This is a genomic window from Bradyrhizobium sp. ORS 111, from assembly GCF_045571485.1.
GTDB lineage: Bacteria > Pseudomonadota > Alphaproteobacteria > Rhizobiales > Xanthobacteraceae > Bradyrhizobium.
In genome coordinates this window covers 5133649-5147026 of the sequence record NZ_CP120701.1, presented here as the reverse complement: position 1 = coordinate 5147026, position 13378 = coordinate 5133649, and the positions used below count along the sequence as shown (strand labels likewise).

10 protein-coding genes are annotated in these 13378 nt (G+C 65.1%); 8 read left to right on the top strand and 2 right to left on the bottom strand.

Translation table 11 applies throughout. The annotated features are described in order from the left end of the window. Positions 1–3 precede the first annotated feature (3 nt). The 3 genes from P6U30_RS23980 to P6U30_RS23970 all read left to right on the top strand — a co-directional run bounded on the left by P6U30_RS23980 (position 4) and on the right by P6U30_RS23970 (position 2770). Positions 4–900 (top strand): amidohydrolase family protein, encoded by an 897-nt coding sequence (locus tag P6U30_RS23980; protein WP_407165359.1) that lies wholly within the window; start codon positions 4–6, stop codon positions 898–900. A 15-nt stretch (positions 901–915) separates the two neighbouring features. After that, on the top strand, positions 916–1965 hold the full coding sequence (locus tag P6U30_RS23975) for a hydroxyacid dehydrogenase (protein ID WP_407165358.1): 1050 nt from the start codon (positions 916–918) through the stop codon (positions 1963–1965). A 589-nt stretch (positions 1966–2554) separates the two neighbouring features. After that, positions 2555–2770 (top strand): hypothetical protein, encoded by a 216-nt coding sequence (locus P6U30_RS23970; RefSeq protein WP_407165357.1) that lies wholly within the window; start codon positions 2555–2557, stop codon positions 2768–2770. A gap of 16 nt (positions 2771–2786) precedes the next feature. Here the strand turns inward: P6U30_RS23970 and ilvD are convergent, their stop codons facing one another. Together ilvD and P6U30_RS23960 are read right to left on the bottom strand one after the other, a co-directional pair. Continuing rightward, positions 2787–4634: a dihydroxy-acid dehydratase gene (gene ilvD, locus P6U30_RS23965; RefSeq protein WP_407165356.1), complete on the bottom strand. Its 1848-nt coding sequence runs from the start codon at positions 4632–4634 to the stop codon at positions 2787–2789. A 237-nt stretch (positions 4635–4871) separates the two neighbouring features. Further along, positions 4872–5879: a LysR family transcriptional regulator gene (locus tag P6U30_RS23960; RefSeq protein ID WP_407165355.1), complete on the bottom strand. Its 1008-nt coding sequence runs from the start codon at positions 5877–5879 to the stop codon at positions 4872–4874. Between the two features lie 79 nt (positions 5880–5958). On the opposite strand from P6U30_RS23960, the gene P6U30_RS23955 reads away from it, so the two are divergent. The 5 genes from P6U30_RS23955 to P6U30_RS23935 all read left to right on the top strand — a co-directional run bounded on the left by P6U30_RS23955 (position 5959) and on the right by P6U30_RS23935 (position 13100). After that, positions 5959–6984 carry an ABC transporter permease gene (locus P6U30_RS23955; protein WP_407165354.1) on the top strand — a complete coding sequence of 342 codons (1026 nt, stop codon included), beginning with the start codon at positions 5959–5961 and terminating at the stop codon, positions 6982–6984. Positions 6985–7057: 73 nt separating this feature from the next. After that, on the top strand, positions 7058–8080 hold the full coding sequence (locus tag P6U30_RS23950) for a sugar ABC transporter substrate-binding protein (protein ID WP_407165353.1): 1023 nt from the start codon (positions 7058–7060) through the stop codon (positions 8078–8080). 231 nt (positions 8081–8311) lie between these two features. Beyond that, positions 8312–10444, top strand: a complete 2133-nt coding sequence (locus P6U30_RS23945) for an ABC transporter permease (RefSeq protein WP_407165352.1) — start codon at positions 8312–8314, stop codon at positions 10442–10444. Then, entirely contained in the window at positions 10444–11565 is a 1122-nt protein-coding gene (locus P6U30_RS23940; protein WP_407165351.1) for an SMP-30/gluconolactonase/LRE family protein, read from the top strand. The genes P6U30_RS23945 and P6U30_RS23940 overlap by 1 nt, the downstream gene beginning before the upstream one ends. Then, positions 11562–13100: a sugar ABC transporter ATP-binding protein gene (locus P6U30_RS23935; protein WP_407165350.1), complete on the top strand. Its 1539-nt coding sequence runs from the start codon at positions 11562–11564 to the stop codon at positions 13098–13100. Before P6U30_RS23940 ends, P6U30_RS23935 begins: the two co-directional genes overlap by 4 nt. Positions 13101–13378: the final 278 nt, after the last annotated feature.

The window sequence follows — 13378 nt, the reverse complement described above, 5'->3', positions numbered from 1 at the left end:
GCGATGGCCGCGTCAGATATTCCCGCCTGCCTGCCGCCGCGTCCGGTGACGCCGCCGAAGCAGAAGCTGCCGGCAAAGGCCTGCGACACGCACGCGCATGTGTTCGGCCCAGCGATGCGCTTTCCCTATGCGGCGGATCGCAGCTACACGCCGCCGGACGCACCACTGGAAAAATATCTCGGCATGCTCGATGCGCTCGGCTTTGCCCGCGGCGTACTGGTGCAGGGCAGCGCGCACGGCCGCGACAATTCGGCGATGCTGGATGCGCTGCAGCGCGAACCTGCGCGCCTGCGCGGCGTTGCGGTGGCTGACGCCGATGTGTCGCCGGGGATGTTGCGGCAATGGCATGTGCTGGGTGTGCGCGCCTTGCGCTTCAATCATTTCTTCCGCGGCGGGCAACTGCATTACCGCGGCGGCATTCCCCTTGATGTCGCCGCGACGCACGCCGCGGTGATGGCCGAGCTCGGCTGGCACCTGCAGCTCTGGATCGATGTGAAGGATCTGCCCGCGACGATCCCGACGCTGAAGAAGCTGGGTCTGCCGGTCGTGGTCGATCACATGGGCCGTACCGACGCTCGCGCCGGCATCGACACCGAGGGTTTCCAGAGCCTGCTGCGCGCGGTCGAGGAGGGCTGGTGCTGGGCCAAACTGTCCGGCGCACATCGCCTGAGCCTTCAGGCGCCTGACTATCCCGACGCGCGGCCGTTCCACGAGGCGCTGGTCGCAGCGAATTCCGAGCGGTTGGTATGGGGCGGCGACTGGCCGCATCCGCGCGTCGAGGGCGAGATGCCCGACGCCGGCCGTCTGCTCGACCTGTTCCACGAATGGACGCCGGATGCCGCGACACGGCACCGCATCCTCGTCGACAACCCCGCAAGACTCTATGGCTTCCCAAACTGAGAGCTGCTCGAAGACATGACCGTCAACAACAAGCGTGTGTTCTACGTCAAATATCTCGCCCACGACATCTACGTCGACATCCTGAAGAAGCGGCCGGACGTGCGGCTCGACCGGCTCGAGAACGAGACGCCGGAGGCGCAGTTCGCGCCGATCCTGGCCGAGGCCCATGCCTATCAGATCGGCGCGGCGCGCGACGAGTTGGCGCCGCACTTCCATGCCCATGCGGACCTGTTGAAGCGTACGCCGAACCTGCTGATCGTATCCTCGAACGGTGCGGGCTTCGATCCCGTCGACGTCGACGCCTGCACGAAGGCGGGCGTGCTGGTCGTCAACCAGTCCGGTGGCAACGCCAATTCGGTCGCCGAGCACGCGCTCGGCATGATGCTGACGCTGTCGAAGCGCATCATCCAGTCCGACCGCCGGCTGCGGCGCGAGGCCAATGTCAACCGCAACGACCTGATCGGCAACGAGTTGAGGGAGAAGACGGTTGGCATCGTCGGTCTCGGCAATGTCGGCCGCCGTATCGCCGAACTGTGCAGGGGCCTCCTGCATATGAAGGTGATTGCCTTTGATCCGTATCTGTCGGCGGACGAGATGGCGAAGCGGGGCGGAGAAAAGGTCGAGCTCGACGATCTCTTGCGCCGTGCGGATTTCGTCTCGATCTCGTGCCCGCTCGACAGCAGGAGCAGGGGCATGATCGGCGCGCGCGAATTCGCGCTGATGCAGCCGCACGCTTATTTCGTCACCACCGCGCGTGGCTTCATCCACGACGAGACGGCGCTGGAGGGAGCGCTGCGCGAAAAGCGGATCGCCGGCGCCGGCCTCGACGTCTGGGCCAAGGAACCGCCGCCACCGGATCATCCGCTGCTGCAATTCGACAATGTGCTGGCGAGCCCGCACACGGCGGGCGTCACCCGCGAGGCGCGCATCAACATGGGCCGGATCGCCGCCGAGCAGATCCTCGACGCGCTCGACGGCAAGCGCCCGTCGCGGGTCATCAATCCCGAGGTCTGGCCGGCCTATGCCCGGCGGTTCGAAAGGGCGTTCGGCTTCATGCCGGGGTAGGGCGCCGCGACGCGCCACATACACGGACCGCCGGCTCCCTCTCCCGCTTGCGGGGGAGGGCGGGGTGGGGGTGTCTCCGCGAGCGAGAGCCTTTGAGTGGAAGGAGCCCCAACCCGCCGCGCTCTTCGAGCGCGTCGACCTCCCCCGCAAGCGGGAGAGGTGCAGTGCGCGATGCGGCCCGAGCGCCGCCCGAAATCGCCGGAGAAAATCTCCGTCGTCGCAGCCTCGATTGCAGCAATAAATCCACTGTCGACGGGCCGCCTCGCGAAGCGTCCGTTGTTATTTTCCCCGGGATATCGACCGCCTGGCCCGATGTCGCCACGTTCCCTGCGTGCCCGGCCGTTCCGGGCGCGGAAGGAATCCATCATGCGACAAGTCCAGACATTGCTCCGCACCGCTCCGGCCAAGATCCGCCGCCGCCTTGCGCAGATTGTCGCTATCGCCGCGGCCAGTCTGCCTCAGGCCGGCGCGTAGTCTTGCCCGCTGCGAACCGCCGCACGCCGCGGCGCCGAATTAACTCAACCTGATCCCGCACCAGTGCTACCATGTGTTCTCCCGGGCGCGCTGCCGCCGCAGCAGGGAGGGTTCCATGTCACGTTTTGTCGTTCAATTTATGAAGGACGTGCTCGGCGATAACGGTCGCGAGCGCGAGGTTTGCCAAGGGGCGCTCGAGATCGACGCCTTGAGCGAAGGCCAGGCCACCGAGATGGCCAAGCTCAAATTCTGTCAGCAACAGTCGCTGTGCGACTGGTCGCTCCATGCCGACCGCATCCGGATCGAAGCGGCCGATCTTCACATCAGGTGACGTTACCGCGCCTCGCTCATTGCTCCGGCACGATGCGAACCGCGCCCTTCGCGGCGCTGCTTGCGAACGCGGCGTAGGCCTTCAACGCAGTCGAGACCGCGCGCTTGCGCGGCGCGGCCGGCTTCCACGCGGCCTTGCCCTTCGCGACCATCGCGGCGCGGCGGCGCTTCAGCTCGGCATCGTCCACGGCGAGATGGACCTTGCGGCCCGGGATGTCGAACTCGATGATGTCGCCTTCCTCGACGAGACCGATCAGGCCGCCTTCGGCGGCTTCAGGCGAGACATGGCCAATCGACAGGCCCGACGATCCGCCCGAGAAGCGGCCGTCGGTGATCAGCGCGCAGGCCTTGCCGAGCCCCTTCGACTTCAGATAGCTGGTCGGATAGAGCATCTCCTGCATGCCCGGGCCGCCGCGCGGACCCTCATAGCGGATCAGCACGACGTCGCCGGCCTTCACCTTGTTGCCCAGAATGCCTTCGACCGCCGCGTCCTGGCTCTCGAAGATGCGGGCGGGGCCGGAGAACTTCAGAATGCTCTCGTCGACGCCGGCGGTCTTCACGATGCAGCCGTCTTCGGCGAGATTGCCGAACAGCACGGCGAGGCCGCCGTCCTTGGAATAGGCGTGCGCCGCGTTGCGGATGCAACCCTTGACGCGGTCGAGATCGACCTCGTCGAAGCGGCGATCCTGGCTGAAGGCTTCCTGGGTCGGCACGCCGCCCGGCGCAGCACGGTAGAAGTTGCGCACCTTCTCGCTCGTGGTGCGCACGACGTCCCAGCGATTGAGCGCTTCATCCAGGGTCGGGCTGTGCACGGTCGGTCCGTCGGTCGTGATCAGCTTGGCGCGGTCGAGCTCGCCGAGGATCGCCATGATGCCGCCGGCATGATGCACGTCCTCCATGTGCACGTCCTGCACCGAGGGCGCGACTTTGCAGAGCACCGGAACCTTGCGCGAGAGCCGGTCGATGTCGGCCATCGTGAAGGGCACCTCGCCCTCGCGGGCAGCGGCGAGCAGATGCAGCACGGTGTTGGTCGAGCCGCCCATCGCGATGTCGAGCGTCATCGCGTTCTCGAACGACTTGAAGCTCGCGATCGAGCGCGGCAGCACCTTGGCATCGTCCTGCTCGTAGTAGCGGCGAGCGAGATCGACGATCAAATGACCGGCCTCGACGAACAGGCTCCTGCGGTCGGCATGGGTCGCCAGCACCGAGCCGTTGCCGGGCAGCGCCAGGCCCAGCGCCTCGGTCAGGCAGTTCATCGAGTTCGCCGTGAACATGCCGGAGCAGGAGCCGCAGGTCGGGCAGGCCGAGCGTTCGACCACCGCGACCTCTTCGTCCGACACGTTGGAATCGGCCGCAGCCACCATGGCGTCGATCAGGTCGACCGCGCGCTTCTTGCCCTTGAGCACGATCTTGCCTGATTCCATCGGGCCGCCTGAGACGAACACGGTCGGGATGTTGAGGCGCAGTGTCGCCATCAGCATGCCGGGGGTGATCTTGTCGCAGTTGGAGATGCAGACCATCGCGTCGGCGCAATGCGCATTGACCATGTATTCGACGCTGTCGGCGATCAGCTCGCGCGAGGGCAGGCTGTAGAGCATGCCGTCATGGCCCATGGCGATGCCATCATCGACCGCGATGGTGTTGAACTCTTTCGCCACGCCGCCGGCCTTCTCGATCTCGCGCGCGACAAGCTGGCCGAGATTCTGCAGATGCACGTGGCCCGGCACGAACTGGGTGAAGGAATTGACCACCGCGATGATCGGCTTGCCGAAATCCTCGTTCTTCATCCCGGTGGCGCGCCAGAGGCCGCGCGCACCCGCCATGTTGCGGCCGTGGGTGGTTGTGCGGGAGCGATAGGCGGGCATGTCAAATCCTTGGGCTAAGGGCATTTTTTAAGGGAGACGGCGTCCTTATGCCCGTCCGTGCCAGCCGATTCAAGCGCGGAACCGCATGGCTGAACCCCGGTATTGATCTCGGTCTTCGGTCGCCGCCGGAAGTGATTATGCAGCCAGCGGGCGGCGAGGGTTGGTCTGTCCGCACGACCGCTTCATCTCCCGCTGCTCGATCGCAGCAAAGTCATTTTGCCAGGTAGCGCGCCGCGACTATTCGGCGGCGATACTGGTCGGCAGCGGGATCGCGGCCTTCGGCCGTGCTTTGACCGCCCGCCGGTTCCTCTTGCCGAACTGGCTGCCCGCCAGCAATTTTGCGGCGGCCCGCAATTGCTCGCGCAGCCATTGATTGGTGGTGTCGCCTTCTGCGGTGGCGTGCCAGTAGAGATAGTTGACGTGCGGGCTGATCGGGAACGGGCAGGGGAAGCATTGCAGCAGCCCCGGCTGCTCCAGCACCGAGGCCGCGCTTTCGGACGCCGTCAGCAGCATGTTGCTGCGGCTGACGACGTGACAGGCGGTCGCGAAATTCTGGCATTGCAGGCGCACGGTGCGCTTGATGCCGAGCCGCTGGAACTGGAAATCCTCGAACGACAGTCCACTGCGCCGCGACGTCACACAGACATGCTCCAGGCGCAGATAGGTCTTCTTGTCGAGCCGCGAGCGCAGGTCGGGATGGTCGCGGCGGGCGAACACCGCGATATGCTCGGTCAGGATCTGCTCGCGCCGCACTTCAGCCGATTGCGGCAGCAGCGTATCGATCGCGACATCGAGCGTGCCGGCGGCAAGCTCGCGCTCCAGGTTGTTGCGCTCGCAGCGCACGGTCGCGATCTCGACCAGCGGCGCAACGGTGCTGATCCGGTTCACCAATGCGCTCAGCATCGGCGCCTCGAGATTGTTGCGCAGGCCGATCACGAACCGCTTCGGCGTCTTCGCCGGATCGAAGCGGTTGGTGTGGGTCAGCGTCGTCTCCAGCCCGTTGAGCGCTTGGCGCACGGTGGTGATGATCTGGCGTGCCAGCGGCGTCGGCGTCATCACGTGATGGCGGCGCACGAACAGCGGATCGTTGAACAGCGCGCGCAAGCGGCCCAGCGCATGGCTCACCGCGGGCTGGGTCAGATTGAGGCGGAAGCAGGCGCGGCTGACGCCGCCCTCGGAATAGATCGCATCGAACACGACGAACAGGTTCAGATCGATGTCGCGCACATGCATGAGGTTGATCAATCCCTATCCGTCGAATGCATTTGACGAATACTAAGCGGCGCTCTTAAAGTCTCAAGCAAAATAATACCTGGAGGAAACGATGAGCGTGCAATCGCCATCGCGCGGCGTCGCTGTCCCGGCGGCGCCATCCCGCTCGGGCTCGATCTTCGTCAAGCCGAGCCAGGAGCAGATCGTGCTGCTGATCACGATCGCGCTGTTGATCGTGTTCGGCCTGACGCTGAACGGCTTCGCCACCGTTTCCAATCTGCTGAATTTGTTGCGGAGTATTTCCATCCTCGGCGTGCTCGGGCTCGGCATGGGGCTGATCGTGATCAGCCGCGGCATCGATCTGTCCGAGGTCGCGATCATGGCGGGCTCCTGGGCGATCGCGCTGATCGAGATGCAGAACGGCATGCCGGTGTTCACTGCCGTGTTGCTGGCGCTGGCGATCGCGGTGCTGATCGGCGTCGTCAACGGCGTGATGGTCGCCTTTGTCGAGGCACCGGCGCTGTTCGTGACGCTCGCCGCGGGCTTTGTGATCTATGGCCTCGCGTTCTGGATCGCGCCGGCCTGGGTGGTCTATGCGCCGAAGAATGCGCCGGCACTGATGTATCTCGGGGCCGGCCGGCTGTTCGGCGTCCCGGTTCCAATCCTCGTGTTCGCCGTTGCTGCGATCGCGATGCATCTGTTCCTGTCGCGCACCTCGATCGGCCGCTTCATCTATGCGCAGGGCGACAATCCAGAGGCTGCGCGGCTCACCGGTGTCGCGTTGCGTCCGCTGATCGTGTTGGAGCACGTGCTGGTTGCATTACTCGCCTGGATTGCAGGTCTGGTCTGGGTCGGTACCACCGGCAGCATGCAGATGGCGATCACGCAGGGCACCATGATCTTCGACGTCGTGCTCGTCGTCGTGATCGGCGGCATCAGCCTGGTCGGCGGCCGCGGCAGCGTGTTCAGCGTCGTGGTCGGCTGCATCCTGATCGGCACGCTGCTCAACGCCTTCACCATCATGGATGTCAACACCGAGGTGCAGAACATCATCAAGGGTGTGGTGCTGCTCGCCGCGATCGTGCTCGACAACTGGCTGCATCCTCGCGACGAGGAGACTGCGCGCCAGGGCGACTGACGCTGCCGAAGGGGTGGGCCGTCACGACATCGATCAAGCAATCAATCAAAAGAATATCTGTGTGGAGGAGACGATGAAGACGACCAAGTTGTGGACATTCCTGCTGGCCGGCCTCGCGGTGATCGCGTTGCCGTTCGTGGCGCGTGCGCAGGACGAAGGCACCAAGGCCGGGCGCGAGCTGCGCGCCGGTTACGACAAGGCGCTGCAGGGCAAGACCATCGCGTTTCTGCCGATCGCGCTCGGCGTGCCGCTGCAAGACGAATGGGCCCGGGTGCTGCAGGAAGAGGCCGAATGGCGCGGCATGAAATACGTCGTGCGCGACCCCAACAACAATCCGTCCGCCATGCAGCAGGCGCTCACCGCGCTGGTCGACCAGAAGCCCGACGTGCTGGTGGTGCAGAATCCGAGCGTGACGCTGTTGATGAAAGACCTGAAGCGTGCCGAGAGCCAGGGCACGCTTGTGATCCAGGTCAACATGGCCTCGAACTACAAGTCGAGCGCCTTCGTCGGCGTCGATTGGCGCGAGATCGGCCGGCTGCTCGCCAACGAAACGGTCAAGGCCTGCGGCACCGGTTCCGGCAAGTCGGGCAAGGTGCAGATCGTGCAGGGTGAGCTGACCGCGGCCGCCAGCGTCGACCAGGTCGGCGCCATCATGGAAGTGCTGAACAAGGATCCGAACATCAAGGTGGTGTCGAACCAGGCGGCGAACTGGGACGCCAACACCGCGCTCAACATCACCGCGACCGTGATCCAGCAGCATCCCGATCTCTGCGCCTCGATCGGCTTCTGGGGCATCATGGAGTCGGGCGCTGCGCAGGCGATCCGCAATGCCGGCAAGATCGACGACGTGAAGGTGTTCGCCTCGGGCGAGGGCTCGCAACTCGATTGCGATCAGGTCAATTCGGGCAATTTCGCCAAGTTCCTGAGCTACAAGGCGACCGAGCAGGGCCACGACCTGATGTTCGCAACCGAGACGCTGCTGATGTCTGGCGAGAAGCCCGGCACCCGCAACCTTGCCTATTATACGCGGCCGATCTGGCTCGATAAGTCGAACGCTTCGGGCGCCAACTGCTTCGCGCTACCCAAGAAGAACTAACAGCATGATCCGGAAAAGTGGGCACCGGTTTTCCCTCGCGACAAACGCGGAACGCGTTTGCGCGGAGATCATGCTCAAACAGGGGAACGAGATCATGAAGCGATTGCTTGCAATCGCTTCATGATTGAGGGCGCGGGCGGCCGGCGCGGGGGGCATTCCCGCGCCGGCCGTATCAACGAGCATGATCCGGAACCTGGAAGCCGGATCGAGGGAGTGCTTCTGGCGATGTCAATGGCTGTCGATTCCTTGGCCGCATCGGTGCGGCGGTTTTCACCCAGGCTCCTGCTCTCGGAGCTGTTGCTCAAGCAGTGGTTCGAGCCGGTCGTTCCCTTCACCGTGATGATCGGGCTGTGGGCCTATTTCGCGCTGACGATTCCCGACTATGCCTCGGTGCAGAACTCGGTGTCGCTGCTGCGGCTGTTCGCCGAATTCGGCTTTGTCGCGCTGGCGATGGGCTTCTGCCTCGTCACCGGCGGCATCGATCTTTCGGTCGGCGCGATCTTCGCGCTGTGCAATTTCGCGGCGCTGTATTTCCTGCTGGTGCGGGAGTGGCCGGTTGGCCTCGCGGTGCCGGCGACGCTGGTGGTCGGCGCACTGCTCGGCAGCATCAACGGCTTTTTGATCGGCTTCCTGAAGACGCGGCCGTTTCTCACCACGCTGGTGACGCTGATCATCCTGCGCGCCTCGGTCAACCTGCTCAACACCTCCTACGCGCAGGTGTTCGCCACCAATTCGGTCGACAGCGACGCCTGGGATTTCATCGGCGGCGGCAGCGTACTCGGGATTCCCGTTAATGCCGCGACGCTGCTCGTGGTGCTGCTGATCTGCCACATCTTCCTGTCGCGCTCGCGCTATGGCTGGCACCTCACTGCGATCGGCGCCAGCCGCAAGGCGGCGCGCCATGCCGGCATCCGCGTCCGCCTGATGCTCTTCATGACCTATGTGCTGTCGGGCACGCTGTGCGCGGCGAGCGGCATCTTCTACGCCGCGCGGCAGGCCTCGACGGATTCCACGACCGGCGTCGGCTGGGAGTTCCAGGCGCTGACGGCTGTCGTGCTCGGCGGCGTCTCGCTCGCCGGCGGCAAGGGCACGGTGTGGCGGGCGATGATCGGCGCGCTGATCATCTTCCTCCTGATCAACGGCCTGGTGCGCATGGGCATCCCCGGTTACGTCACCTCCGCGGTGACGGGCGTGATCCTGCTTGCCGCCGTCGGCATCGACGTCAAATGGTCGAAGAACCGCGGCAAGGCGATCCAGAAAATCTACGTCAACCCGGCCTTCGTGCCGCTGGCCTCGGCGCCGTCGGTGCAGCCGGGCGCCGTATCGCCCTACGCGCAGAACGATCGGCTGATCCACGCGCAGGCGATTGGCCTCGACCAGGTCGAAGGGCCGGAAGATGTCATCCTCGACCGCCAGGGCAGACTCTATGGCTCGACCCGCGACGGCAACGTGATCCGTTTCTCGGGGTCGAATTTCGAAACGCGCGAGGTGTTCGCCCATATCGGCGGCCGGCCGCTTGGCATGCAGTTCGATCGCGACGAGAACCTGATCGTCGCGGTTGCCGGCATGGGCGTCTACGGCGTCGCGCCCGACGGCCGCATCTTCAAGGTCACCGACGAGACCAACCGCACCTGGTACAAGCTGAACGACGATTCCCGCCTGCGCATGGCCGACGACCTCGACATCGCGCCCGACGGCAAGATCTATTTCAGCGACTGCACCACGCGCTACGAGATGACAACCAACACCCTCGACATTCTCGAGGGTCGGCCCAACGGCCGCGTGGTCTGCTACGATCCGGCGACCAAGACCACGCGGACGGTAATCAACCACTTCTATTTCCCGAACGGGATCTGCGTGTCCCATGACGGCAAGTCGATCCTGATCGCGAGCACCTCGCTCTGCAAGGTGTTCCGGCACTGGATCGACGGGCCGAAGAAGGGGCGCACCGAGATCCTGATCGACGAGCTGCCGGGCAATCCAGACAACATCAACCGCGCCTCCGACGGTACCTACTGGCTGGCGCTGGTCGGCATTCGCACACCGACCTTCGATCTTGCCGCGCGCAAGCCGGGCTTCCGGCTGCGCATGGTCAAGCAGGTGCCGACCGACGAGTGGCTGGCGCCCGCCCTCAATCATGGCTGCGTGCTCAAGTTCAACGAGCAGGGCGAGGCGCTGGAATCGTGGTGGGACCCGACCGGCATCTCGCATTCGACGCTGACCTCGATGCGCGAGCACAAGGGCTATCTCTATCTCGGCGGGCTCGAGAACAACCGGATCGGCCGTATCAAGCTCGACGGCGTCGATGAAAGCTGGACCGGCTACGACGCCTATTGGGGCAGCAAGAGCAGGGTGACCACATAATGGGACTGTTCGATCATCTGTTGCGCGACATCAGAAGCGTGATCGATCGGGACGGCGGCCAGAACGCGATCCCGCCGCTCGATGGCGCGCTCAGTCCCAACGACCGGCTCGACACCGCGGTTGCGATCGGCGAACCGCTGCCCGGCGTTGACGATGTCATCGCCAGCGGCGACGGCGCGCTCTATGTCTCCGTCGGACGACGTGTATTGAAACTCGCCGGCGATGATTTCTCAACACGCACGATCGTTGCCGAGTTCGAGGACGACGCCGGCGGGCTTGCGCTGCATCCGGACGGCCGCTTGCTGGTCTGCGTGGCGGGCAGGGGGCTTGCTGCGATCGATCCCGCAAAGCCCGTTCCACGCTGGCTGGAGGCCGCCGATGGCAGCCCGCTCGCGGGACTGTTGTCGGTCACCGCGGCGCCGGATGGCCGCGTCTATATGGTCGAAGGCAGCACCGGCCGGCGTCCCGATCAGTGGCGCCACGACCTGATGGAGAAGCGCGCAGGCGGTCGGCTCGTCACCTGCGGCGCCCGCTTGGACAATCCGCAAGTGCTGCTGCGCGACCTGCCTTATCCTTATGGCATTGCAGTCTCCGCCGACGGCAACAGCCTGTGGCTCACCGAGAGCTGGGCGCATCGGCTCAGCCGGTTTGCGCTCGGCGGCAACGGCCTCGGTCCGCGCGAGATCGTCGCCGGCAACATGCCGGGCTATCCGGCGCGGCTGCATCCGGATGGTCATGGCGGCTTCCTGCTCGGCATTTTCGCGCGCCGCACGCATCTGATCGAGTTTGTGCTCAAGGAAGACGATTTCCGCGAGGAGATGATGGCGACGATGCCGCCGGACTACTGGGTGGCGCCGGCGCTTACCGGCGGCAGCGACTGCCTGGAGCCGATGCAGATCGGCGGCGTCAAGGCGCTCGGAATCCAGAAACCATGGGCGCCGCCGCGCTCCTATGGGCTGCTGGTGCATCTCGACGCCGAGGGCGATGCGTCGGACAGCCTGCACAGCCGCGCCGGCGGCCGTTTCCACGGCATCACCGCCGCTTGCGCGACGGCCAGCGGCATCGTGATCGCGGCGCGCGGCGCCGGACGGCTGCTGCTCTATACGGGAGACCTGCGATGAACGACGGCGTGATGCAGGCGGTGACCGAGACCCGGACTGCGGCCCGCGAGCCGGTGCTGCGGATCAGCAACGGATCCAAGATCTATGGCGGCGTCCACGCCATCGAGGGCGTCAACTTCGATCTCTATCCCGGCGAGGTGCACGCGCTGGTCGGCGAGAACGGCGCCGGCAAGTCGACGCTGTGCAAGGCGATCGCGGGCGCGATCCAGCTCACTTCGGGCGATTATCTACTCGACGGCAAACCGGTCGATTTCGAGCAGCCGCGCGATGCGCTCAACGCCGGCATCTGCATGGTGTATCAGGAAACCAGCCTGGTGCCGACCATGACCGCGGCGCAGAACATCGAGCTCGGCAACGAAAAGCTGCTGACGCGCTTCCGCACCCTGAACATCCAGGCCCAGCAGCTTCTGCAGTCGCTCAACTTCCATGTCGACCCGGCAACGCCGGTCGCGCTGCTCGGCACCGCCAAGAAGCAGATGGTCGAGATCGCCCGCGCGATCTATAACAAGGCGCGCATCATCATCTTCGACGAGCCGACCGCGAGCCTGACGCCAGAGGAGATCGTCCACTTCTTCCACCTGGTGCGCGATCTGCGCGGGCGCGGCGTCTCGATCATCTACATCTCGCACGCGCTGGAAGAATCCTTGCAGATCGCCGACCGCATCACCGTGCTGCGCGACGGCAAGCTGGTGATAACGGCACCCGCAAAGCAGCTCACGCGCGATGCGCTGGTGCAGCACATGGTCGGCCGCGAGGTGGCGCAGGCCGTCTACGGCCGCAAGGAAAAGACCCATCAGCGGCGCGAGAAGGTGTTGACGGTCGAGAACGTCACCATGGGCATGGCGGTCAAGAACATGTCGTTCTCGGTCTATGCCGGCGAGGTCGTCGGCGTCGCCGGCCTGATCGGCTCGGGCCGCACCGAGATCGCCAAGATCATCTACGGCGCGCTGAAGCGGAACCTCGTCAATGGCGGCACCATCCGCTTGCGCGGCAAGCTGATCCGTTATCGCGTGCCGCGGCAGGCGATCAATGACGGCATCGCCTACATCACCGAGGACCGCAAGGCCAACGGGTTCTTCGAGACCATGGTGGTCGACGACAACGTCTATATCGGCGGCCTCGCCACCCGCAAGGGCTGGAGCTTCCTGCTGTCGCGTGCCCGCCGCAGCAAGCTGGCGAACTACTGGGTCGAGCGGCTGAAGATCAGCGCCCTGCAACGGAAGGCAAAGATCATCGAGCTGTCCGGCGGCAACCAGCAGAAAGTGGTGCTGGCGAAGACGCTGGTGCAGGACCCCTCGATCATCATCTTCGACGAACCGACCCGCGGCGTCGACGTTGGTACCATTCCGCATATTCACAGCGAAATCCGCCGTCTCGCCGACGAGGGCAAGGCGGTGGTCGTGATCTCGTCGTACCTGCCGGAGATCCTCGCCGTCTCCGATCGCATCCTGGTCGCGCGCACCGGCCGCATCGTCGCCGAATTCGACGCCGCCGAGGCGACCCAGGACAAGATCCTGTACGCCGCGGTGCATTGAGGACGTCATTCCGGGGCGGCGGAGCAGCGAACCTGGCGTCCATCGCATCTCAACTCAACACTTCTCCATTGGCATGCCCGCGCAGGCGGGCATCCAGCACGCCGTGGCCTCTCGGCTCGAACACCGGCGTCTCTGGAATACTGGGTCGCCCGCCTTCGCGGGGGACGACAAGCGGCGAGTCGGTGCCATCCCACCCTTGACAATTATTTTAAGTATAAAATATTATCCGGCTTCGGCTCGCCGGAAGACGCTGCCCCGGCCGCCGGAGCCAACGGGAG